Below are 23,882 nucleotides of genomic sequence, written 5' to 3'. Positions count from 1 at the left end.
CCCGTTCAATCTTCACTGAATAACACTCCGAAAACTTACCTAGATAAGAATATACCAGCCATTCATTGCGTCCATGGATTCTATTTTATGGCGATGAAAGCCATCTATTCTCTATAGTTCTCAGTCGTATGGAAATCAGTTCAGTGAAATTGTTAATACCATAAATACAGAAAGACAAATAAGGAAAGCAGATGAAACACATAAGGAAAACCTTGCTTGCGTCAGCAATGGTAACACTATTTAACGTCAGTGCTTATGCGCACACCCCGATTGATTTAGGGGTGATCAATGAAGATAAACTCATTGAAATGTTAGTGCGTAACGGTGTTGTGGATACCAATGCTACCGATGCAATCAAGCGCGATGCCTTGGATCGTTATTTGGAGCAGAAAATCAAATCAGGCTTCCACGGCGATGCGCAGTTTGATAAGCAAGCTCTTGAGCAACGCGCACGGGTATTAAAGACGATTGAAAAACAAAAAGGCCAACAAAAAGCCAGCGTTTTTGCTCTCGATATCAGCACCAAACGTACCGATAAGGTGTTAGCGCTTTTAATAGATTTTCCCGATTTACCTTGGAACGATAACCGCCTGACCAAAGAGCACACTGAAATGCTCTATGCCAGCTACAATCCATCACACTATCAAGATCTGCTCTTCTCCAATACAGGTTATGTCGGTCCTAATGGAGAAAATTTCATCTCGATGCGTCAGTACTATGAAAGTGAATCTGGGCAAAGCTACAGTGTGGCCGGGCAAGCCGCAGGTTGGTATCGCGCATCTAAAAACGCCGCGTTTTACGGGGGCAACTCTGCAACAACAGACAAAGATATGAATGCGCAAGAGTTGGTGCGCGAAGCACTGAACCAACTGGCGCAAGACCCTAGTATTAATCTGGCCGATTACGATATTGAAGATCGTTACGATTACAATGGTAATGGCAACTTCCGCGAACCGGACGGCGTCATCGATCACTTGATGGTGTTCCATGCATCCGTTGGTGAAGAAGCCGGCGGCGGTGTGCTTGGACCTGACGCCATATGGTCCCACCGTTATAATCTCGGTCAACCTTATGTCCTTCAAGGCACAAAAAGTACGATTCCAGATCGCTTTAACGGCCAATATGCCGCCTTTGATTACACCATGCAACCGATTGATGCGGCCGCTGGGGTTTGCGCACACGAGTATGGCCACGATTTAGGTTTGCCTGACGAATACGATACTCAATACACAGGTAAAGGTGAGCCAGTTTCCTATTGGTCCATCATGTCTTCTGGCAGTTGGGCCGGAAAAATTGGCGGAACACAACCGACGGCATTCAGCTCTTGGTCTAAACAGTTCTTACAAAAAGCGGTCGGTGGTCGTTGGATCAATGACGATCAAATTTCGATTGCAGAGTTAGAGAAAAATCCTCGCGTATTTACCCTATTCCAAACCACTGACAATGCTCGACCAAATATGGTGAAGATTGATTTACCACTGAAGCGTGTTGATGGGGTGAAGCCTTATCAAGGTTCGTCCGCTTTTTATTCAAACCGAGGCGATGATCTGAAAAATAGCATGTCTCGTAAGCTTTCTATCCCTGCAGGTGGACAAGCTACGCTGAATTTTAAAGCATGGTATCAGATTGAAAAAGACTACGACTTTGCACGCGTACTGATCAATGGTAAAGCGATTGCAGGTAACATCACCACCATGGATGACCCGTACAATACAGGGCTTGTACCTGCTATTGCTGGTCAGTCGGATGGCTGGGTCGATGCGATATTTGACGTCTCCCAATGGGCAGGCCAAGAAGTGACACTCAGCTTTGACTATGTCACTGATGGCGGCTTAGCCATGGAAGGTCTTTACCTTGATAACCTACAGTTAGAGGTCGACGGGCAGCAAACCCTTATTGATGATGCTGAAGGAACATCCACCTTCGCCTTCAAAGGTTACACCACCAACAATGGCTTCCATGAAGCGCCACACTATTATTTACTGCAATGGCGTAGCCACAATGACGTCGACCAAGGCTTAGCCAATATCAAACGCATGGGCCAGTTGATGACTTTCGAACCCGGCCTACTGGTTTGGTATGTGGATGAATCTTACACGGATAACTGGGTAGGTAACCACCCAGGTGAAGGTTGGTTAGGTGTCGTCGATGCGGATCAAAACGCATTGGTTTGGTCAAAAACCGGTGAGGCCGCACAAACGCGCTTCCAAGTGCGAGATGCAACCTTCTCATTGCAAGATCAAACACCTCTACGTTTAGTCGCTGCCGATGGTGATGTGCTCGAAGACACAAGCTTAATCGGTAATGGTAATTTCTCTGATGGCGCGGATTACAGCTCACCATTAGTACCAGATGCTGGGCGTAAGTTAACGGAATTTGGCTTGATGATCGACATCCTCAACCAAGGTCAAGACAATGAGTACGGCGTAATTCGCTTATCGAAAGTCAGCGAACAAAACCAAGCTCCTGTCGCTAACTTTGAGCTTAAAACCGACGGTTTATCTGTCAGTGCTCTCAACTACAGCCATGATGAAGATGGCGAGCTAGTCAGTTACGCATGGGATTTTGGTAACGGCCAAATGAGCAGCGAAATGGCGCCAAGCTGGAGCTACACCAGAGCAGGGCAATACACAGTAAGCCTAACCGTAACGGATGATAAAGGCGCAGCCAACACCACTACGCGCACAATACAGGTTGAAGTGCCTAACGCATTACCGCAAGCCAGTGCTAAGTACATCCACCTTGGACGCTGGGTAACAATGTGGTCAACCAGCAGCGATAGCGATGGGCGTATTGTCGATACGGAATGGACCCTGCCGAATGGAAAAATAAAACGTGGCAAACTCTTCACCGCCATTTTCCCAAGCTCTGGAAAACATGAAGTGAAAATTAAAGTGATGGATGACAAAGGTGCAACAGTGACTAACACCATTGTGGTGAATTTGTAACCACCTATTCTATTTTCTCTTAGAGAACTTGAGCGCGGCTTCGGTCGCGCTCTTCTTTATTGGATAAACAGAATTAAAGCGATTGATCACTTAACCTTTCCAACGCCTCGACGCGTTTGAGTTGTTTGGCCTCAAACTTTTGGGTACGCAGTTGCGTAATTTGCTGATTTTTTTCATCTTGGCTCAAACGCGTATTTTCAAGCACCGCCGAACGCTGTTGTAAATAGTTTTCGAGATGCTGAGAAAACTGCTCTCGTTGTTCACTAAGCTGCGTTAACCGCTGTGCTCCTTGTTCGCCAACCAACTCGTTCCAAGCTAAGTATTGCTCTTGCGTAGACAAATGGCGACTCGCGTTGAGTGCTGGCAGTAGTTGTACATTACGTTCACTGCGCTGAATGTATTCTGGCTGCTGCGCTAATAACGTTTGCCACTGCAACTGCTCATCATATGAATCTACTGCTTGAGCTTTAATGCGCAGCTTTTCTAATGCTAAATTTCGCAACGCATTCTCTTCACCAAACAGCATGCTTTGCTGATCAACGTTAAAAAATTGACTTTGTATTTTCAGTAACTGCTGATTGATCTCAGCTAAGGTAGCAAGATCGAGATTGGCGATGGAAGCATTAGCCTCTAACTCAGCTAATGCTTGTTTGTATTGGATAAACTGTTCAAAAATCATTGGATCGATCACCACGCCCTCATCTTGCTCAGCATGCTGGGCAATGCGCAGCTCAACCTCAGGCAATGAGCTCTCTCCTAATGTAGAGATAAAATAGTGAATTAAATCAAGACTCGATGCACTGTCTATCTGCGTATCTTGTTGAGATGGCGTTTGTAACGCGCTCTGTGATGATACTGGCTTTTGCAGAAAAAGCACCGCACCGATGCTCCCCAAGATGATCACGATAAATCCAAATAGTGCGGGCTTTTTCATAGCCAATCCTTATAAAGTTTGATGTTACAAAACTTGAAGTTATAAACCTCGAGACTATCAACCTCGAAGTTATAAACCTTGAAGCTTCAATCGATTAGCGTGCTGGCGATACAAGGTAACGGGGTCAGTTTCAAAAAGGTGGTGTATCCCAAGCAAGCCGTTGATTTCATCTAAGTGGTTCATTTGGTAATCATCGCGGATCACCTTACCCAAGTGAGTACTGCATACGCCGACTAAACCATCATTAGGGCCATTAAAGACAAGTCCAGTCAACATCATCGCAGCATCAGTTGGGTCAAGGAGGTTGGTAAAGGTCGAAGACCCTGTCCATGAATAGTAATAAACACCATTGTCAGCCAGTAATTCACCATCACCACATTCACTGCTTGGAACGCCTTCTGGGTAGTGTTGATTAAACGCTAGCGAACCTTGGGTAGTTAAGGCTTCTAAGGAGGCTAAAGGATCTTGATCTAGGTTACTTCCCCCAGAAAGCAGGCCAACCAAACCCGCCAATCCTTGCGCCATTTTGACAGCAATCGCTTCAGAAATGGAGCCCTCTTTAATGTGCCCACGCACTAAATCTGCCACGATTGAGCCTTTATTCACGCCACCAATGCTAGTCACAGACGCCACAAGATCGGGCCGGACTGATGCAACATAGCGAGCCGTTGGCCCGCCATGACTATGCCCAATCAGGTTAACTTTTTGAGCGCCCGTGGCGGCTAAAAGTGACTCTACTTGTTGCAATAGTTGTTCACCTCTCAGCTCAGAGCTGTTGGTTGCGGAGACTTGAGCCACGTAGACCTTTGCACCATCTTTCGTCAGTGATTGTGGGATGCCGTAGAAATAATCGACTCCGGCCAGCGTATCAAAACCAAATAAGCCATGAACTAACACAATAGGATACTGGGTTTGGGTATAGCCTGTCTTACTTAACGCCACCGTGCTGGTTGCCGCCAGCGCCGTGGTACTCAGCAGACAAAAAGCAGCAATAATAATCGTTCTTTTCAAAGTAAATTCCTTCTTATTGTAGTGCCTGGTTTAGGCGCGGCATACATCTAACCTACCGTTACCACACCAGAGATTAGACCTCTGAGGAGCATCCTAACTGTAGAAGAAAAGCACTTTATTTCATGTCATCTTGCCAGCTTCGTGAATGAATCGAAAAAAACAACAGATAAAATTAACATTAAATCAACAAAAAAGAGCGCTCGCTTTTTAGCCAACTAGACCAAAAGCATGAGTGCTCTTTACTACGAAACGATGAAGGGATCGCGCTATTTTAAAATAAATTGAATACCATCGGCTAACCAACCTTCAGACCACACCTTGACTTGCCGAATTGCCGATCCGGCTGGCAGCTCAAACACTTCATCGTGGGTACTGATTGCGTAGTCTTTTGACCCCACTACTTTGGTTGAACCATCATCAAGCTTAAAAGCCATACGGAGTAAATGGTTGCCACCGTACTTGAACTCACCCGAAGTAACGGTTATTTGCGTCACGCGTTTCAGATCAATTTCAGTCAAACTACCACTTTCACCGCCTTGCATCGCATTGGCTTGCGTACCAATTGCATCAATCGCAGCGCCATGGCGAATATACAGTATCCCCGATTGACCAACATCTTGTAAGGCTAATGGACCCGATGTAAACCCAAATACGGCCGATTCACTATCTGAATGAAATACGTTGGTGTAAGCGGTAATGGTGCGCACACTTACCTGATCATTGCCATCAGCATACAAACCTAACTCACCGCTGGTTTTATCATGACCAAGTAACTCATGAGAGAAAACATTACTCAGCTTATCGCTGTTTTCTATCCATTCCCAACGCTGACTTAAACTCGAACTACAGGTTTGTAATTGACCCAGTGATTGTCCATCCAAACATTGATGGATGTCGTTTGCACTCACATAACGACCTAACTGATCATAAATAAAAGATTGTGAGTTTTTGGTTTCATCACAGCTTGAGGCAGAGAGCGCGCCATTATCAGCCACATCAACGCAACGATTATTAAAGCTGCCCAATTGCAAATTCACTGGACGACCGCCCGTGAATACAGGGTGCTCCCAATCGACAGTAAAGCTAGCACTTTTGCTCACTCTGCGGCGCGTCGTATTTTCAAAACCATGGTAGGACTGATGCGCACCTACAACATAATAATGCTTATAAGCACCGTTATAAATGGGACGAATATTGACCGAAGAATCAATGGTAAATTCCGTTGTCCCTGTTGCATTAGGAGCGGCTTTATATATCACATCCATTTTGGGTACGAAGCTCGCGTAACCAATCGGGTTAATGCGGTTGGTATCCACAGGATAAGTATTGACCCACAGCGCATCCGTTGAACGATTTAACATCGATTCGGCAGTCGCGTATTGGCTACGATTCCATTTAAAGCTGACGTTTTGCGCGTTATTGGTGCTACGTTCAACACGATAATCGTGCGTTTTAAAGGTTAACCAACGGCTTTGGTTGTAGCTGGCATTGGCTTCTAGCTTGCCTTTAGGTCCATCAGCACTAACCTCGACACCACCACTCACTCCTAGCTGGAAGCCGGATACCTCTTTGACTTCATATTCGGCATTGAGATTTTCTCTCGGGAACGTTTTTAAGATCTGCGCTTTGTTGTTCGAAGAGTTAAATACAAATTGGTAGTCTTGAGCGATGGCATCGGTCGACCAATCTCGGAAATAAGCATCTAATGTCGTGTAATCAGCACCCGATTGACGATAATCAAGACGGTCATTGAGATGGATCCCCGCACCCGTTGTATCATCATCTAAGCTGATGCGAACAATTTTCGCGTCCGGTGTCGCAGAGCCAATGGTGCCATATTGTAATGAACGCTCTAAATTAACTCGATAAATCAACGAGATATTAGGGTTATCGCAAAACACTCGCGTGCCTCGATCCCAAAGATGTGAGTTATTAAACGTACATTCATTATCAGTAATAGGCCGATTGACATTCAAATAAAACGCGACGTGTGGCAAAGAGTTCGTTTCCGAACCACTATTTGACACCATACTGGCCGTACTACGGCGCTGACGAGAATGGGCAATTGGTGCAGCTTCCAGTAGACGAATGTTGGCATCATTCTCGTCATCTAACGGGGTGAACAACAATTCTCCTTTGTGTTCACTGATGATCAAAAAGTCACTGGCAAACGCTAAGCCCAGTTTTTTCCTGAGCAGTGCTTTCGCCTCTGTCTTTTGCGGCTCACCTTCAATCGTACTGAAATCGACAAAATAGCGCATATGTTGATTCAGTACATCGTCACGAATCTGCATTAGTGTCGGGGGCTCAACCTCTCCTTGTAACCAATAGCTCGCATTGAAGTAATTGATTTGGCTGTCATCCTGAAGCTCACTGAACATTTCAATGGCCAAACCTTGCGGCTGATTCACGTCAGCTTGAGCGGTGTTCCATACCAAACCTGACATAATGGCAATAGCGCCAAGTGCTTTTCTTCTGTTTATTGACATATAAACCTCGTAAGCATTTTTATTGTTATCACGGTATTTAAAAGAAAATGAATACCCATTTTTTATTTTTTCAGACCACAAAATAAAAGGACATTGGTTTTTTGGCACCTTTGTGGCGAATTATTAATAGATCTTAAAATAACAAACACAAAGAGAAATGATTTTTAATGTGGCTTAAAATCACAATAAAACTGTTTGATTTTTACACATATTGACTGATTATAATTTTATTGATATTTTTATTAAGCTACTAAGATTTAACATTAGAACAAATTAATAAAGCAAAACCTTATTGTTATTTGTCTAAATTAGGATTTATAAAAACCCTTCGTATTTTCTTCACTGACAGTTCATTGTTTGATCTTAATACCAAATAATGTTCAACATAGTCGTTTATTGATTGACGCTTAACACCATAAATCCAAAATAGGTCTGACCAGTTTGTTAATTTCACTTTCGCACTTATTCTTTAGTAGATACGTGCCTAAACCAATAAGAAAAAAATATGAAACTAATGACGTTATTGATGACCGCAATATTGCCACTCTCCATGGCGATTGCAGAAAATACGGATACCACCTCAGAACCAGTTACCGCTTATGGCGTAATGAATACGCAAAATAAGCAAACCTACACTTATGTACGCTGTTGGTATCGGCCCGCTGGCAATCATGATGACCCAGCAACAGATTGGGAGTGGGCATTGGATGAACAAGGAAATGACTACACCATTAGTGGTTACTGGTGGTCGTCTGTGCGCTTTAAAAATATGTTTTATACCGACACCTCACAATATGAAATAAAACAGCGTTGTGAAGAGACACTCGGCGTCAGTCACGATTCTGCAGATATTACTTATTTCGCAGCAGACAATAGGTTCTCATACAATCATTCGATCTGGACTAACGATAAACAAAATGCCAAACCCGTCATTAATAAAATGGTGACCATAGGTGACAGCCTTTCGGATACAGGAAATATATTCAATGCGTCACAATGGAAATTTCCCAATCCTAACTCTTGGTTTTTAGGACACTTTTCCAATGGTTTGGTGTGGACAGAGTATTTAGCAAAAATGCACAATTTACCTGTATATAACTGGGCGATTGGCGGTGCCGCAGGGCGTAATCAATATATCGCGCTGACGGGTGTGAACGATCAAGTCCGCTCTTATCTAAATTACATGACAATGGCCAAAAACTACCAGCCAGAAAATACGCTCTTTACCCTTGAATTTGGCTTAAATGACTTTATGAATTACAACCGTGAAGTATATGAAGTCAAAGCAGATTTTAGCAGCGCGATGATTCGTCTTGTGGATTCAGGGGCCAAAAATATTATTCTACTCACCCTGCCCGATGCAACCAAAGCCCCGCAGTTCAAATATTCAACAGCAGAAGAGATAGCGAAAGTCAGCGCTAAGATCACCACCTTCAATGCGTTTATTCAGCAACAAGCACTGTATTATCAGATGCAAGGGGTAAATATCATCCTGTTTGATGCTCATAGCTTGTTTGAAAACCTCACAGCCAATCCACAGCAATACGGCTTTGAAAATGCGACCGATGCATGCCTCAACATCAATCGCAATTCAGCTTTAGATTACTTGTACCGTCATAGCTTAACCAATGATTGCGCTTACCATAGCTCTGACAAATACGTATTTTGGGGCGTAACGCACCCTACCACGGCCATCCATCAATTGATTGCCAACGAAATCAGTAAAAACTCTCTCGCGTCATTTCAATTTGAATAAGCACGTCTGACCCTGAAGACAGCACGCAAGTGCTGTCTCTAAACCCAAATAGGCATCGCGGTAGCGGCTTTCACTTGACGCATGGCGAGGTGGGTATGCATATCTTTTACATTGTTGAGCCGCTGTAACTGACGCGTAAATGCTTCGTACCCTGATAAATTGGCACTAACGACTTCCAGCAAGTAATCATACGCACCTGAAACCACATGGCAGCTGATCACCTCCTCCATCTCTTTGATTGCCTCTTCAAAACTATCAATGGAAGCGGCTTGATGATTATTCAGGCTAACTTCAACAAAAACCGTCATACCAACTCCGACAGCTTGCCGGCTTAAGCGAGCTTGATAGCCATCAATGATCCCGCTCTCCTCTAATCGTTTCAAGCGTCTTGCACAGGGAGAAGGTGATAATCCAACCTTTTCTGCAAGCTCTGCGGTGCTTAAGCGTCCCTCTGTTTGTAATAAGGTCAACATGCGGCGGTCTATTCTATCCATTACTCGATCCTTGATGAAATCCACTAACATTTTGCTAATTTATAGCGGATAAGTGCCAAACCATCTAGCAATAAGGGTGAACTTGCCGGGTAAAAGTAAGCCGAACCATAGATAATGGTGAGAAACCATCCATTGATGTGAATAAAATTATGATTTATGGCTACCTCGCGATAGGCACCACGCTGTTATTATGGTCCGGCTTTTTCCTCTCTTTAAAGGCAGGAGCCAGCGGCCTATTAACCCCCGCTGATATTGCATTAACACGCTTTTTACTGCCCGCTTTGTTGCTCTCTCCATTGGTTTGGAGAACTCGACATCAATTGCAAAATGTACCTATACGTTACTTAATTGGTCTATTTATTGGCTGTGGATTGCCCTATTTACTAGTGACAAGCCATGCGATGCACTACGTTCCGGTTTCTGATGGTAGCGCGCTTGTTCCGGGCGTGCTGCCGCTGTTTGTCTCGGGTATCGCGGTGTTGCTGTTTAAACAGCCGTTAAGTCGCCATCGAGTCGCTGGGCTGACTTTAGTGGTGGCAGGGGTTGGTATTTTCCTCTATTCAAGTGCCACTGATTTTGAGTCAAACCGTTTGACCGGGCATTTGATGTTTTTAACCGGCAGCCTGATGTGGGCGATGTTTACAATTTGTGCGCGGGTAGCGAATTTGCATGCGCTCGTCAGCGCGGGATGGGTTGCTTTACTTTCTACTATTTTATTGGCCGTTCTAATCGCTTTAGGCATCGTCGATAGCTACTTAGCCACACACTCTTTTGCACACTGGCCGTGGAAAGAACTGGCGGGACACACACTGCTGCAAGGTGTCGGGGCGGGGCTCATTGCAGCATTTACCTATTTATATGCAGTTTCAACACTCGGCGCAGAACGCTCCGCTGCCTTTGGCTCTGCAACACCAGTCGTGGCAACCTTGTTGGCGATTCCCGTTTTTGGTGAGATGCCAACGCCTTTGACTTGGATCGGATTAGGGTTGATAAGCTTAGGTAGCTTGGTTGCCAGTAATGTTTTAATGAAACACGATCATTCGCAATATTACCGGCCCCCAACGCATCAAAAACGAAGCGCTAAGCGCTCATATCAGCGATAGCAAATCTCTGCCCAACGAGCCAAACCAGCAGTCACTGAACCAAAGTAGTTACCGCTGACAACGGGTACGTGGGGCAGTTGCTGCTCTACCGCTTGGCGTAATATTGGAGAACGAGCAGAGCCGCCCGTCATAAAGATAACATCCGGCTTTACGCCACCTTGTTCAACCGCTTCTTTGACCAATTCCACCATTTTCGCTTTAGGGGATTCAATGGCGTCGATCATTTGCTCACGCTCAATTTGCACTTCGATCTGCTCAGAAAGAAGATCAAGCACCACCTGACATTGCGTAAGATCAGATAGAGCAATTTTTGCCTCTTCTGCACGGCGTACAATTTGATAGCCGAGCGTTTCAAAATAGACTTTCAGCAAACGCGCCAACTTTTCTGGTTGCTGCGCCTCTTTGTGTAGCAATTTTAATGCTGCCAAGTTTTGCTGAGCATAGAAGTCACGTTGCGCTTCCACGTTGTTAATTGCAATCGGGTTCCAAAACTGCGTGATCGGCATATCAATGCCAGCAATGGCTTTACTTCCTAATCCAAAAGAAGACATCAACTGTTTGAAAGCAATATAGATATCAAGATCATTGCCTCCGACCCGTTGGCCACTATGCGCAAGCAAACTCGCGGTGCGGTCGTCACGCCCTCGCCAACTCGGCCCCATTTTTAGCAATGAACAGTCGGTGGTTCCACCACCGATATCAACCACCAGTACGGTTTGATCTTGCACCAGAGTCGCTTCATATTCTAAGCCCGCCGCAACGGGTTCAAACTGAAAACTGATGTGCTGAAAACCAGCGCGTTTCGCCGCACGTTGTAAAATAGATTCCGCTTGTCGGTTGGCCTCTTCACCACCTCGGCCATGAAAGTTAATAGGACGACCAATCACAGTATCTTGGATGGTGCGCTGAAGGTGCAGCTCTGCATTGTGCTTAATATTGACCATCATGGCGCACACCAAGTCTTCGAAAAAACTGACCTGCACATCACGTAAACCTGCCGCGCCTAGAAATGATTTAGGGGATTTAACGTAATAAATATCGCGCGGATCCTGCAGATAGAGATCGAGCGCCGCTTGGCCAAAGGCAATGTCTTGCGCGGCAAGTTCAATACTCTCTTCTCTATTCACATTGATCGCGCGGCGAAGTACTTGCTCACCAATTTTATCGCTTGGCGTAATATTGTGATGACGGAACAGATGCTCAGAAATGGACTCTCGCGTCGGGGCACATATTGTCGAAGGAATGTAGTGGCTTTTACCTTCTATGGGTAACAATGTTGGTTGCCCATCTTGCATCATTGCGACAGAACAGTTCGCCGTTCCATAGTCAAAACCAATAAACATCGCTACCTCCTAGCATCAGAAAAAGGCCGGCGATCCTACCTTATGATTTTCACAAATACTATCCCCAAGCTACTTGGACTGTCTGGTGAGAAAAGACATGGATTGGTTTACACAAGCCAAGAGACGAAAAAAGACAGCAGCAGGCAGCCCAAATAAGCCATTTTAATCACCTTGATATATCGATAGTGGATAAGACAAGGTGACAAGATAAACAACGGGATCAGGACAAAAATGGGGTTCATACTGAATAGCCAGCTTAACAATACAACAGAAAGTGCATAGTAGAAGAGCCACGAATTTGGAACCGACAACTTTTTGCCAAGTCCCACTATAAATAATAATGCAGCAAGTAAAGGTAACATCATTAATCACACCTTTATGATATTAATTCTCATTTACATTAAATATTAGTCACTGTTCAGCGCAAAAGCAATAGAAAAACTAGGTACATTATCAGACACCAAGAGCCATACCCAACACAGGCATTGAAACCGTCTTTCATTTCTCTTTACCTACCCAAATAATGATTAGTTTTTCTAATTCAAATCATAGATTTTTATCTTGCTCAACTTCACACTTTTAGATTGATAAAAGCGTCTGGCCTCACTAATATCTCGCGCCGAAAGAGCGATACTTTTAACGCTGGCCATTAGTTTCATTATTCATATTAATTATATTTCGTAGTTGCACCATTGTGCAGGAGATAGACCATGTCCGCATCGTTTCCGTTAGTGAAACTCACATTTTTAATTGCGATTTTGACCGCTGTCGGCCAAATGACACAAACGATGTACGTCCCGTCCATTGGCCATATGGCGGGAGAATTTTTAGTTTCTCCTGCATCACTGCAGGCGGTCATGGCATGTTATTTAATCCCTTATGGACTATCACAATTTGTCTATGGTCCATTGTCAGACCGCCTAGGACGCAAACCGATTATTATCGCTGGGTTGCTGATTTATATTGCAGGATCGCTACTCGCATTATTTGCTCACCAATACGATTGGTTTTTGGTCGGTAGTTTTATTCAAGGGCTTGGCATTGGGTGTGGTGGCGCAATGTCTCGAACCCTTACTCGAGACTGTTTTTCAGGAGCAGAATTACATAAGGCCAATAGCCTTATCAGCATGTGCGTTATTTTTTCGCCACTCATTGCTCCTGTTCTTGGTGGCTACTTAACAGAAAGTTTTGGCTGGCGCTCTAGTTACTTATTTTTATCCCTATTCGCGATTGCCGTGGTGATCACTATGATGACGAGTATGGTAGAAACATTGCCTAAAGCGGCTCGCAGACACGAATCGGTTGCAAACAGCTATCGCTATGTGCTGAGTGACAAACGTTTCCAAGGGTATTTAATTTGTCTCGTGGCGACTTTCTCTGGCGTCGCGGTATTTGAAGCCGCTGCAGGTGTATTACTTGGTGGCGTTTTGCAACTGCCTGCCACCACCGTCAGCTTATTGTTTGTCTTACCGATCCCTGGTTATTTAGTTGGTGCGGCGCTATCGAGTGTGATTGCGTTGAACTTCAACGAAAAAAGCGCCTTGTATGTGGGCTTGGTAGCGATAGCATTAGGTTCATTGGTGGTGTTTGTTCCTGGAGTGTTGGGGCAAACCAGCGCATTGACATTAATTGGTGGTGCCACTGTCTATTTTCTCGGTGCAGGCATTCTCTTTCCCGCAGCGACCACTGGAGCGTTAACACCACTGCCTTACCATGCAGGAACAGGAGGTGCTGTGTTAGGCGGTATGCAAAACCTTGGGGCTGGTTTAGCCACCCTTTTAGCGTCGGCTATTCCAGCTCATGACCAGATGCCACTTGGCGCATTGATGCTGTTGATGTCTGTGTTTGCTGTGGTTGGTTTGATTCGTGTTTACAGTAAACATGATCCATCAAATGAAATGCCATTGGCTGTTTAATAAACTGTAATGAAGAAAAAGCAGACAGGTACCCGCCTCTCTGCTTTTTTATTTGCTTTTTTTATTTTAGACGTAATGCTGAATTCGACAATTCAATACAGTCCCATCAAAGTCAGTCAATCTTCATCCATCCTTCCGGCACGCTTAACCCCCAACGGGACATTTCTCCCTGATGGTAAATAGCACGCCCTTGTTGGCCGATTTGGATAGGAATGCGGCTTGCGTCTTCATTATTATTTAAAATGCGTAACACCGTTTTGCCCGCCATTTCGCCTTGATCACGACCCGCTAACACAACACCCCCAGCCGCTTTGCCCGCACCGATCGAAAAATCCCAAAAACCAAATAAAGGAACCTCTGTATGTTGGTTTGTCCACGTTAATACAGTATCCGCTGGCACATTATTTTCGCTCTCATCGACCAAGGTTTGGTAAAGCCCCACGACTATGGCGCCAAATCCTTGCTCTTTAGCTGTGCTTATTCTTGTCTGCCATTCTTTCTCTGTCGCCACTGAAGCTATCTCTGTCGCAATGCCTAAATTCTTTTCAATCATACTCGCTTGGGTTTGCATAAATTCCAACGCAATACTCGCCGTACTACCCGAGTCAAATAACACCAGTACTTTACGCTTATCTTTATCGAGCATCCGGCCAATTTCTCCCATGGTTTTCACATAGAGAGGGCGCTCTAAAATACCGGTCACTTTGGCTTGCCCTTGGTATTGAGCCATGAATTTTCGTGGGTTTGAATTAATCCCCAGAAACACGATTGAGATTGGCTCGTTGTAGAGTTTCGGCAGCATATAAACCAACGCATTGTCGTCACCTAAAACCACCACCTGTGGTTTCAGTTGCTGATATTGGCTAAAGGCTTGTTCGGCGATTTGTGAATAACGGCTCGCTGGTACACGTTTGGTGTCCATCTCAAAGGTATGCAGTTCATGCGCAGGCGTTAACGACTGCTTAAGGGCGGATACATAGCTAGCGTCCCATTCATAACCTTGCTCGTAGCTCTCTATTAAAAGTACGTTTCCCGCCATCACGGGCGCACTTATCACACACAATATCCATATCCATATCCAACGCATGAACTGCCTCCAATGTTTTGGCTATTTTTTTATAGTGTAGTCAATAAGATGTTATCCACACTTCCCATGTGACATCTATACTCAAATTATCACTCAAAAAAATGAGAAGCAGGATGAACAAAAGCCGAACATTTAATGAAAGCATTGATAACCCACTATCGAGTCGTATTGGTCGCAGGATCATTTTTTTCCTTGTCATTTTAAGTGGTGCTGTTACCCTGATGACAACGTTAGCACAAACATATTTCGACTATGACAGAGAGTTCGATGATGTGGCTCAGCGTCATCACGAAATAGAATTCGTTCATGCCGAACTGCTTGCCGCTTCTTTATGGAATTATGATCTCGTGACGCTTCAACAGCGCTTAGATGGCTTAGTGAACTTGCCTAAAATTGATTATTTGGAAATCACGTCTGGCGGTTATCAATTCAGTGCCGGAGAAAAAGTGATGGAGCAATTAGTCGCACACCGTTATCCCATGCTTTATATCAACCCAAAAACAGAAGCCAAAGAGCAGATTGGTGAGATCTACGTTGAGTCTAATGCTCAAGAAATCTACAACTACTTAATCAAGCAGTTTCTACTGATATTGGTCGTGAACGCGATTAAGACTGCCTTTATTTGTTACGCTATTTTGATGATTTTCCATGAGAGCGTAAATCGACGTGTCTTCGCTATTGCTCAATACTTACGCAAATACAACCCTCGCCATCCCCCAAAACCACTAAAACTTCCTCATAAGAAATGGATTATGGGGCATAACGATGAACTCACTTGGCTGGCCGATGAGACCAATAAAATTACCGGAAATGTAACTACGTTGTACAGTAATATAAAACTTGAACAAGAACGATTAGCCGATTTTACGGACGTCTCATCCGACTGGTTATGGGAGACGGATAGTACTGACAGGTTGATTTACACTTCCGAGCCCATGCGTCAAGCTTTAGAGATCAGTGAAAATAGCAAGCCACTACTTTCAGAGATTGACTCACTGCGAGATATGAAAAAATTACTCCAATCCATTACTAAACACTGCTCGTTTTCAATGTGTGAAGAGACAATTATCATCAATGATTGTAAGCACTATTTGATGTTTCAAGCAGTAGCACGATATGAGAAGGATATGTTTCTCGGGTTACGGGGCACAGCCATTAATATTACCGAGCTAAAACTGGCGCAGCTTGAACTACAAAAACTCAACCAAAACTTAGAGCGCCAAGTCGCCAAGCGAACCTGCGATCTGGAAAACAGTATTGAGCAACTAAAAGCCACGCAAACACAGTTGATTGAATCTGAGAAATTAGCGGCTTTAGGTGGTTTAGTTGCAGGGGTGGCGCATGAAGTCAACACGCCATTGGGTATCGCGGTGACCGCAAGTTCGGTGATCATTGAGGTCACACAAGAGCTAAATACCGCCTTCGCCAACCAAACGCTCACAAGTCAGCAATTTTCTGAATTGATGCAGAGAATGAATGAAACCAATACGATGCTTGAAAGCAACTTAAATCGTGCTGCCAAACTGATCCGAGACTTTAAACAAACAGCGGTCGATCAGGTATCTGAGAGTCGTAGTCAATTCTCAATCCACCAAGTATTAAGCGCGCTTATCGCCAGTCTTCATCCCGAGACTAGGAAAATCCCTGTTACCCCCGTACTTGAGGGCGATGGAGGACTAACCATGAACAGCTTACCTGGAGTATTGACTCAAATAGTCTCTAATCTAGTGATGAATAGCGTCAACCACGCTTTTAGTGATGAGCAAAACCCCATCATAACCATTGCGTTCAAACAGGAAGGAGAGAATATCCTCTTAGAATATAAAGATAATGGCTGTGGCGTCGAACCAAAACTGCACCATAAAATCTTTGAACCCTTTTTTACCAGCAAAAGAGGCCGTGGCGGATCAGGGCTTGGCTTGAATCTTGTCTTTAATCTAGCGACTCAAAAATTACAAGGAAAACTAGATTTTAGTTCTAATGTTGGCCAAGGTGTTCATTACGTTTTTACTCTCCCTAAGGCTCTTGAACTTGTTAATGATGATGCTGCAATAAATGATGCAGTAATAATAGACAGAAAGTAATAATAGATAGAAAGTAAGAGGGTCAAGGTTGCCAATCATCGTAAGGACGGTGAATAGCATCATAGAGTATTTTCAACTCTCCACTTTCCTCTAGTTGAGAGAGTATTCGCGTTAAGTATTGATCAACCTCATCGCCTTTAGAGCCGTGAGCAATGACAAATACATCCTTGAAATCGGCAAAGTGTTGGCGTGAAACATTCTCTAAACCTAAACTTTTCAGCGCAATATCCGCTTCTTCTTGTGCCCAGACAAATCCATCAATACGTCCAGCGGCTACTTTAAGTAGTGAAGCATTGATGCTATTTGAGCGCGCAACTTCAAAAGGTATATAGCTAGGAACGGCCTCAACGTAGTATTTATCAGGCTGGCTCCAAAGCTGTTCTGACGTGATTCGATTGGCTTTATTTGTATAAAGAACATGTGCCACTAAACCGAACGACTTCGTACTAAAACGAAATGGTAACTTTCCTTCAGGATCATCAACATAAATCGCGGGTAAGGCAAAGTCAGCTTGCTTATTAACGACCTCATGTACAGCTCGATGCAAAGGGAAAACTTCAATATGGATCTCTGTATCAGGGTCGACCTTATCCATGTACCTCACTAATTCGACAAATGGCCCCGAACCATCCGCATTAATCAGTCCAGGGAGTTCACCAAGGTGTGCGACCATTTGTTTAGGTTCATTAAGTTTGGGATTTGAAGGATCAATTTGTGCTTGTACAAAAGGAATCTGAACGATGGCTAAGCTAGACGTACACAAGCCAACAATCGTCTTTAATTGGTTGCTTTTCACTCTATCCTACTCCCTGAAAACGGATTTATTTTTCGGTTCCAAAAAAGATTCTAGTCTGGAAACTGTTCACGAATAGTGATGAAATCATCCCAATGCGCCAGCATCAGATCGACCAACATCGGATCAAAATGTTTTCCTTTTTGCGCGACAATTTCTTGTTTGATTGTCTCTTCCGGCCAAGCATCTTTATAACTGCGTTTAGAACCAAGAGCATCAAACACATCAGCTAATGCTGTGATTCTGCCACTGATAGGAATGCCTTCACCGGCTAATTGGTTTGGGTAACCGCTTCCATCCCATTTTTCATGGTGAGAACCGGCAATCTCTTTCGCTTTGATAATTAAACTGCGTTTTGAACGACTTAAAATATCAACACCGTATTCAACGTGTTTTTGCATGATCGCCCATTCTTGAGCGTCCAATTTCCCTGGTTTATGAAGAATACTATCAGGGATCGCCACTTTGCCTACATCGTGCAGGGGTGACGCATTTTTAATCATATAAATATCCTGCTCAGGTAGGGTCATTAATGTGGCTAATTTTTCACAGATCAGAGAAACACGCTGTACGTGAGCCCCTGTTTCTTTGCTTCTGGCTTCGACGGCATTGGCTAAGTTATAAACAAGCTCCCTCGATGTTTCGCGTAAATCAAGCTGTAAATTTAAGTTTTCAAAAGTTAACCCTATGTTATACATATAGATTTCAAGCAAACGTTCGTCATTTTCAGATAAGCGCTCAAGCAAATTAATATAGAGTAAATTTTCTACACCACGACTGTCTGTCATATAAAGTACAGAGGCATCATCGTAGCTATGAGACATTTTGCTTTGCAGTGCAAGCTGGCAGCGCTTAGCCACTTCCGAAGGTAAGCGCGAGAAATCACAGTCAGAATAAAAATCGACAAATCCTCCAATAGCCGCCAACGTTAAAGCACACGAACCTTCGCCTTCAGATTTAGGCTGAACGATACAATAAAATGCCGATGCATGGAGTTTAAGTAAAGAAGTGAGCTGGCTCAGTACCGATTCAGCATAGGTTTGTAAGGTTGTGGTATTTTGTACCTTCGCTGAGGCTTCAATCACGCGTTTAAGCCCCTCTTTTTGCTCTTCTATCAAACAAAGATCCCGATAAGATCGCAACATCGAATAGAGCAGGGTTCTGAGTTTTTGTGTGGTAAGTTCTGTTTTCTCTTTATAGTCATCAATTTCATACTCTTGGATGACCGTATCTTCGGGGGCTTGCCCTGCTTGCCCGGTACGTAATACCAAACGAATGATTCTATTCTTACACTCTTCACGGATATGCCTAACTAAATCTAACCCCGCGTGTTCCGTCTCCATAACTACATCAACGAGCGCTAAAGCTATATCGGGCTGAGTATTCAGCACTTCTCTGGCTTCAAGACCAGACATAGCAGACAGTAGCTCTAGTGGCCGTCCTTGAAATGAAAACCCTCTTAGCGCTAAACGAGTGATCTGGTGCATCTGCTCATCATCATCGACTAGCAGTACTCGCCATGGTTTATTTTCAACACTAAGTTCATGACTCTCCTGGCTCTTTGGTTGAGCCTCTTGTCGAAAATCCGCAAACAGATCCATCGCTTATCTCTCTATATTGACAATATTCCTACTCTTATAGGTTTAGCACATAACCGTTTTGTTGGTGGTTAGAATCTAATTAATGTGATGAATAAATTGATTTTTACAAGCTATATACTCAATGATATTGATATTTCAATCACCTTTATAAGCCGTGCTCGAGGTGCAATAATTTCATCGCGTTTAGTAGATAAAAAAGTTTATGAATGAAGAGTGCCATTTACCAATGCCGTGGAATTAATCATTTCGTTTTTTACGAAATTCTCGTGGTGTGCAATGGCTCCATACCTTAAAATGAGTACTAAAGTTTGCTGGGTTAGGATAGCCGACAATGTCACCGACATGTTGGATTGGCCAGTCGGTAGAAACAAGCAAACGAGCGGCTGGCATTTTGATTTACAACGTTATTGTCGGTCAGTTGGGCGTTTCTGAACTTGCGATTATCTCACTGCTTTCCCCAATTGAAAGTGTACTCATTTCCGCCTTTCTTGGATTTGCCGTGGCCGCCTCTATCTTGCTTGGACATGAAATTGGTGCACAGCGTTACGCCTTATATTTGAACTGAGCAATCTCACTATTTAGTGTCTCTGCTTGCCCAGAAAGGTCGGTAAGCACCCCATCAACATCATTCACCTGCCCAGAAACTGACAGTGAAGCATCGGCAATCGAAGTAATACTGCTGCTGATTTCATCCGTTACTGATTTTTGCTCTTCTGTCGCGGCAGCAATTTGCACATTCATGTCATTCAGTTCGGTTAACATTGACATGATTTGAGCAAGCATATCCGTATTCAAATGGCAGGTTTCAACCCCTTTCACCACGGTTTTATTGGCCTTTTCAATTCCCTGCGACACACTGTTTATTTCATGTTGTAGCGAATCGATTTTTTTACGGATCTCTTCAGTAGAAGTTTGCGTGCGCCCTGCTAATGATCGCACTTCATCGGCAACGACCGCAAAACCACGCCCCTGCTCGCCAGCACGTGCTGCTTCAATCGCCGCATTAAGGGCCAGTAAGTTGGTCTGCTCGGCGATACCTTGGATAACATCAAGCACTTCAGCAATAGAATTACTTTCACTATGGAGCCGCTCAATAGCTTCCACCGCCATCCTCATCTCATCGCTCAACAAACTGATTTCATTTCCCAACGCTTCCCCGACGTCGACACTTTGTGACCCTGTATCATTAGCTGATTTCACATAATCGGCAGCTCGGCTAGCAAACTGCGCTACCTCGCCAATTGAAGCACTCATTTGATTTACCGCCGCCGCGACCGATTCTGTTCTCATACTCTGCTCGGCAACGGCGCCTCGCGTGCTCTCCATATTGGAAGACATACGATGAGTGCTGCCGTTGAGTGACTCCGTCGCCCGCGCAAACTGCTCAATGGTTTTCTGTAAGCTGCTAAATAGCTGATTAAAGGCAACCGCAACTTCCGCCATTTCATCTTTACCCTTTTCACTTAAACGCGCGGTTAAGTCATTCTCCTGATTAATCCGATGCAGCTCTAACGACGCACTGCGGATAGGTTTGGATATACCACTTCCTACGATGTAAGAAATAAAGAGTGAAAGCACCACAAGAACAGCAATGCTAATCAACACAGTCTGCAGTACTGAACGCTCTAAAGTCGAGACATCTTGTAACGCCTCAGATTGGTCGATTTCAGTTAATATGGCCCATTTTTGTCCCAAAACATCCAGAGGTGCGTAGGCCGAAAGTACTTCAACATTGCGATAGTCTTTGATGGTTTCTAGGCCTTGTCCACCCGCCAATGCCTGTCGTACCGCGTCGGTCTTGATGCGTTGACGTCCAATGGCCGAACCCTTGGTTTTGATTTGATCGATGATGGCTGGCTCAACACCAATATCAGTTAAGGTTTGAAGATATTGCTCAGGATCTTCTAATAAAAACCGTGATTGACTGCGCAATAAACCATCTTGCCCCACAAGGTAAGTTTCTCCACTTTTACCGAGCCCCGCATCAGCCCAGCTACCGCCAAATGTCATGATGTTGTTGATCACATCGATCGGCATCTGAAAGATCAGCGTGCCTACCCGCTGCTGTTCTTTGAAAATTGGGGCCGAAATAAACGAAGCCGCTGCCTCATAGGAAGGATAATAAGGTGCAAAGTCTTCGAGGTAGGATTGCCCCTCTTGCAAGTTTTTCGCCTTAGCAAATGCATGGCCTAGCCCCGAATTTTGATATGCGCCAGTTGATAAATTGGTCGCAAAATCCAGTTCTTTAAACACGGTATAAACCACGTTGCCTGACAAATCGACAAGGAAAATATCGTAATAGCCAAACGCTTCTAAAAATCGCCTAAACGAGGCGTGATAACGCCGGTGAGCTTCATCATAGCTGCTGCCCAATGAATCAAAATCCAAGTGATGTTTGGATCCAAGCTCGTTAGGGTTTACGCCGATGTAGCGAGCCTGCAGTGCTTTTCCCTGCTCTGAAAGCTGTGCAAATGCACCAAGTTCATTTGGCTGACTGCCATTGTTTTCCTGACGGTAAGTACGACCAAACTGATCACGATAATACCGTTCTAGCGCATCCGTATCTTGGGGCGTTATACGGTGGGCAGGATAACGAGAGAACGAACGACTAAAAGAATCCATTGCTTCTTGAGTCGATACCTCGGAAGACAAGGTCTCAATTTGCAGACGGATCTGTTTGAAATAGTTAGTTATTTCACTCTTTTTGATTTCGCGTACGGAGGTAAGTTGATTTGCGGCTCGGTCATAAAGTGCTTGGCTTGAGAGCTCTGATGCTCGCCACCCAACAAAACCACCGCTGATTACCACGCCAACTGAACACAAGATAGTACATGCCGCAATGATTTTCGTTGATATTTTCATAGTCAAACCCTACGCATAGAAATGAACAACTTTTTGTAAAGCCATCGTCGCCCCCAGCCACTGGGTTTATATGAAATTTGTATTATGAGCTTTTCAAAGTGTAGGTCACGGTTTGGTTTTTGCGTAGAAAAACGACCGGATACATCCAAACAACTTGTTGAAGTTGCAGGTAGGCGGTAAGTGAGCTCATCCCCATGAGCACAAGTAAACTCTATGCTGGGTTGAGCAAACGTAGCCAGCACTGCTGCAGCTTCAAGTGCACAACGAAGGGAAAATAACCATCAGGTCGAGATCTAAACCTAACACATTGATAGTATTAATTTTAATCGATTAATCCATCACATTTTGCGGCGCAGATAAAATCGTTTTTGTGCAATCCTTTGATGGAATGGCTCCACCAAGTCACGGTCACTTTGCCCCACTCTAATAACAAACTGGGGTGGTGGAATTCCGCTTCAGCTAATTGAGCAACTTGGTTAGAAAATGCCCACGCCAACTTGAAGTTTTTGAACATATACACTTTTTCCAACTGGGGGATGCCATCACGTACAACAAGAGACCACCCCTCAAGTTCAGTGAGTAGTTGCTGCTGCTCGGGGATCGATAATGCTAGCGCATCAAGGCTACAAGCTTCACAACGTAATTCTTCAAGCATGGGTCTCTTCCTTGGGTTGAAATAAGGGGGCCAACAAGCCTGCCTGCATGGCACTTTCTACCTGCTGTACAAGATTTTCTTGGCTCAAATGGTACAGATCTCGTAGATCATCCAACACATAGTAAATGGGTTGCATGATATCAATACGATATGGCGTTCTCAGCACTTGTTGGATGTCAAATTTTTCACGTATGGCCGTTTGATTATCAAGGCTATACACGGTTTCAGCGGGAGAGGATAAAATACCTCCGCCATAGATTTTTACACCGTCACTTTCTTGCACTAAACCAAATTCGACCGTAAACCAATAGAGCCGCGCCAAATAAGCTCTCTGTTTTGGGCTCGCGTTAGCCCCAAGCTTGCCGTAAACCTGAGTAAATGATGCAAAATCAGGATGAGTAAGCATCGCGCAATGACCAAAAATCTCATGAAAAAAATCCGGTTCTTGCAAATAGTCAAACTCTTCACGGCTACGCAAAAACGTGGCAACTGGAAATTTTTTCTCTGCCAATAAGGCGAAAAATCGATCGAAATTAATTAAAGCGGGCACCGGCTCGACTTGCCATCCGGTTTCACGTTGCAAAATACGGTTGATATCGGGCAACTGAGGAACCTGATCTTTAGAGAGTTGCAGCATCGCTAACCCATCCAAATAGGCTTGGCATGCTCGCTGCTCAACGACGGTCTCTTGACGTGCGATCAGATCATACCAAATCCGATCCTCTTCGTTACTCCAGTCAATGAAACCTTTGCTATTTAATGGCTTAGAATGATACTGCGTCATACCACAACCTTTTAACAAACCG

The 23,882-nt window shown here is 44.3% G+C and carries 17 protein-coding genes and 2 pseudogenes; 6 read left to right on the top strand and 13 right to left on the bottom strand.

The window, feature by feature from the left end; genetic code table 11:
- The first annotated feature begins 191 nt into the window (after positions 1 to 191).
- Positions 192 to 2,948, top strand: coding sequence for an immune inhibitor A domain-containing protein (locus NB504_RS10350; RefSeq protein ID WP_258428839.1), 2,757 nt, complete (start codon positions 192 to 194; stop codon positions 2,946 to 2,948).
- Between the two features lie 73 nt (positions 2,949 to 3,021).
- Here NB504_RS10350 and NB504_RS10345 read toward each other — a convergent pair whose 3' ends face one another.
- From NB504_RS10345 to NB504_RS10335, 3 genes are all read right to left on the bottom strand, one after another.
- Complete coding sequence (locus tag NB504_RS10345) at positions 3,022 to 3,882, bottom strand: lipase secretion chaperone (protein ID WP_258428837.1); 861 nt, start codon at positions 3,880 to 3,882, stop codon at positions 3,022 to 3,024.
- A 69-nt stretch (positions 3,883 to 3,951) separates the two neighbouring features.
- Positions 3,952 to 4,893, bottom strand: coding sequence for a triacylglycerol lipase (locus tag NB504_RS10340; RefSeq protein WP_258428835.1), 942 nt, complete (start codon positions 4,891 to 4,893; stop codon positions 3,952 to 3,954).
- A 266-nt stretch (positions 4,894 to 5,159) separates the two neighbouring features.
- A complete protein-coding gene (locus NB504_RS10335; RefSeq protein ID WP_258428833.1) occupies positions 5,160 to 7,382 on the bottom strand; it encodes a leukocidin family pore-forming toxin in 2,223 nt (740 codons plus the stop codon).
- A gap of 505 nt (positions 7,383 to 7,887) precedes the next feature.
- On the opposite strand from NB504_RS10335, the gene NB504_RS10330 reads away from it, so the two are divergent.
- On the top strand, positions 7,888 to 9,138 hold the full coding sequence (locus NB504_RS10330; protein ID WP_019282665.1) for an SGNH/GDSL hydrolase family protein: 1,251 nt from the start codon (positions 7,888 to 7,890) through the stop codon (positions 9,136 to 9,138).
- Between the two features lie 38 nt (positions 9,139 to 9,176).
- On the opposite strand, the gene NB504_RS10325 is transcribed toward NB504_RS10330, so the two are convergent.
- Positions 9,177 to 9,632, bottom strand: coding sequence for an Lrp/AsnC family transcriptional regulator (locus NB504_RS10325; protein ID WP_026027548.1), 456 nt, complete (start codon positions 9,630 to 9,632; stop codon positions 9,177 to 9,179).
- Positions 9,633 to 9,781: 149 nt separating this feature from the next.
- Here NB504_RS10325 and NB504_RS10320 point away from each other — a divergent pair, with 149 nt between their 5' ends.
- Positions 9,782 to 10,735: a DMT family transporter gene (locus tag NB504_RS10320; protein ID WP_208892768.1), complete on the top strand. Its 954-nt coding sequence runs from the start codon at positions 9,782 to 9,784 to the stop codon at positions 10,733 to 10,735.
- Here the strand turns inward: NB504_RS10320 and yegD are convergent.
- Positions 10,726 to 12,078, bottom strand: coding sequence for a molecular chaperone (gene yegD / locus NB504_RS10315; RefSeq protein ID WP_258428831.1), 1,353 nt, complete (start codon positions 12,076 to 12,078; stop codon positions 10,726 to 10,728). The two genes, NB504_RS10320 and yegD, sit on opposite strands and share 10 nt — an antisense overlap.
- Positions 12,079 to 12,185: 107 nt before the next feature.
- Positions 12,186 to 12,443: a hypothetical protein gene (locus tag NB504_RS10310; RefSeq protein WP_115340040.1), complete on the bottom strand. Its 258-nt coding sequence runs from the start codon at positions 12,441 to 12,443 to the stop codon at positions 12,186 to 12,188.
- Positions 12,444 to 12,788: 345 nt separating this feature from the next.
- On the opposite strand from NB504_RS10310, the gene emrD reads away from it, so the two are divergent.
- Entirely contained in the window at positions 12,789 to 13,994 is a 1,206-nt protein-coding gene (gene emrD, locus NB504_RS10305) for a multidrug efflux MFS transporter EmrD (protein ID WP_013868437.1), read from the top strand.
- Positions 13,995 to 14,106: 112 nt separating this feature from the next.
- On the opposite strand, the gene NB504_RS10300 is transcribed toward emrD, so the two are convergent.
- A complete protein-coding gene (locus NB504_RS10300) occupies positions 14,107 to 15,081 on the bottom strand; it encodes an ABC transporter substrate-binding protein (RefSeq protein WP_258428830.1) in 975 nt (324 codons plus the stop codon).
- A 113-nt stretch (positions 15,082 to 15,194) separates the two neighbouring features.
- On the opposite strand from NB504_RS10300, the gene NB504_RS10295 reads away from it, so the two are divergent.
- A complete protein-coding gene (locus NB504_RS10295) occupies positions 15,195 to 17,165 on the top strand; it encodes an ATP-binding protein (RefSeq protein WP_258428829.1) in 1,971 nt (656 codons plus the stop codon).
- Positions 17,166 to 17,187: 22 nt separating this feature from the next.
- Here the strand turns inward: NB504_RS10295 and NB504_RS10290 are convergent, their stop codons facing one another.
- The 3 genes and pseudogenes from NB504_RS10290 to NB504_RS10280 all read right to left on the bottom strand — a co-directional run.
- A complete protein-coding gene (locus NB504_RS10290; protein WP_258428828.1) occupies positions 17,188 to 17,961 on the bottom strand; it encodes a transporter substrate-binding domain-containing protein in 774 nt (257 codons plus the stop codon).
- Between the two features lie 50 nt (positions 17,962 to 18,011).
- Positions 18,012 to 19,559, bottom strand: a complete 1,548-nt coding sequence (locus NB504_RS10285) for a DUF3369 domain-containing protein (RefSeq protein ID WP_017048193.1) — start codon at positions 19,557 to 19,559, stop codon at positions 18,012 to 18,014.
- A gap of 237 nt (positions 19,560 to 19,796) precedes the next feature.
- Positions 19,797 to 19,943: pseudogene (locus NB504_RS10280) on the bottom strand (helix-turn-helix domain-containing protein); the annotation flags it as partial.
- Between NB504_RS10280 and NB504_RS10275 the strand changes: the two are divergent.
- Positions 19,930 to 20,106 (top strand): annotated as a pseudogene (locus NB504_RS10275) (MATE family efflux transporter); the annotation flags it as partial. The pseudogenes NB504_RS10280 and NB504_RS10275 sit on opposite strands and share 14 nt — an antisense overlap.
- Here NB504_RS10275 and NB504_RS10270 read toward each other — a convergent pair.
- The 3 genes from NB504_RS10270 to phhA form a co-directional block, all read right to left on the bottom strand.
- Positions 20,103 to 22,427 carry a methyl-accepting chemotaxis protein gene (locus NB504_RS10270; protein ID WP_094150859.1) on the bottom strand — a complete coding sequence of 775 codons (2,325 nt, stop codon included), beginning with the start codon at positions 22,425 to 22,427 and terminating at the stop codon, positions 20,103 to 20,105. The pseudogene NB504_RS10275 and the gene NB504_RS10270 overlap by 4 nt on opposite strands.
- 316 nt (positions 22,428 to 22,743) lie before the next feature.
- Entirely contained in the window at positions 22,744 to 23,076 is a 333-nt protein-coding gene (locus NB504_RS10265; RefSeq protein ID WP_258428827.1) for a 4a-hydroxytetrahydrobiopterin dehydratase, read from the bottom strand.
- Positions 23,069 to 23,860 carry a phenylalanine 4-monooxygenase gene (gene phhA, locus NB504_RS10260; RefSeq protein WP_017045087.1) on the bottom strand — a complete coding sequence of 264 codons (792 nt, stop codon included), beginning with the start codon at positions 23,858 to 23,860 and terminating at the stop codon, positions 23,069 to 23,071. The genes NB504_RS10265 and phhA overlap by 8 nt, the downstream gene beginning before the upstream one ends.
- Positions 23,861 to 23,882 lie beyond the last annotated feature (22 nt).

It is taken from the genome of Vibrio sp. RM-69-4 (assembly GCF_024743775.1).
Classification (GTDB): Bacteria; Pseudomonadota; Gammaproteobacteria; order Enterobacterales; family Vibrionaceae; genus Vibrio; species Vibrio anguillarum.
The sequence above is the reverse complement of the archived record's forward strand: the minus strand, read 5'-3'. Positions and strand labels throughout refer to the sequence as shown.

Excerpts from the sequence above, each read along its gene's own strand:
- NB504_RS10330 (WP_019282665.1), top strand. The coding sequence starts at position 7,888 with ATGAAACTAATGACGTTATTGATGACCGCAATATTGCCACTCTCCATG.
- yegD (WP_258428831.1), bottom strand. The coding sequence starts at position 12,078 with ATGTTTATTGGTTTTGACTATGGAACGGCGAACTGTTCTGTCGCAATG.
- NB504_RS10310 (WP_115340040.1), bottom strand. The coding sequence starts at position 12,443 with ATGATGTTACCTTTACTTGCTGCATTATTATTTATAGTGGGACTTGGC.
- NB504_RS10320 (WP_208892768.1), top strand. The coding sequence starts at position 9,782 with ATGATTTATGGCTACCTCGCGATAGGCACCACGCTGTTATTATGGTCC.
- NB504_RS10295 (WP_258428829.1), top strand. The coding sequence starts at position 15,195 with ATGAACAAAAGCCGAACATTTAATGAAAGCATTGATAACCCACTATCG.
- NB504_RS10285 (WP_017048193.1), bottom strand. The coding sequence starts at position 19,559 with ATGGATCTGTTTGCGGATTTTCGACAAGAGGCTCAACCAAAGAGCCAG.
- NB504_RS10265 (WP_258428827.1), bottom strand. The coding sequence starts at position 23,076 with ATGCTTGAAGAATTACGTTGTGAAGCTTGTAGCCTTGATGCGCTAGCA.
- NB504_RS10300 (WP_258428830.1), bottom strand. The coding sequence starts at position 15,081 with ATGCGTTGGATATGGATATGGATATTGTGTGTGATAAGTGCGCCCGTG.
- NB504_RS10335 (WP_258428833.1), bottom strand. The coding sequence starts at position 7,382 with ATGTCAATAAACAGAAGAAAAGCACTTGGCGCTATTGCCATTATGTCA.
- NB504_RS10325 (WP_026027548.1), bottom strand. The coding sequence starts at position 9,632 with ATGGATAGAATAGACCGCCGCATGTTGACCTTATTACAAACAGAGGGA.
- phhA (WP_017045087.1), bottom strand. The coding sequence starts at position 23,860 with ATGACGCAGTATCATTCTAAGCCATTAAATAGCAAAGGTTTCATTGAC.
- NB504_RS10350 (WP_258428839.1), top strand. The coding sequence starts at position 192 with ATGAAACACATAAGGAAAACCTTGCTTGCGTCAGCAATGGTAACACTA.
- NB504_RS10345 (WP_258428837.1), bottom strand. The coding sequence starts at position 3,882 with ATGAAAAAGCCCGCACTATTTGGATTTATCGTGATCATCTTGGGGAGC.
- emrD (WP_013868437.1), top strand. The coding sequence starts at position 12,789 with ATGTCCGCATCGTTTCCGTTAGTGAAACTCACATTTTTAATTGCGATT.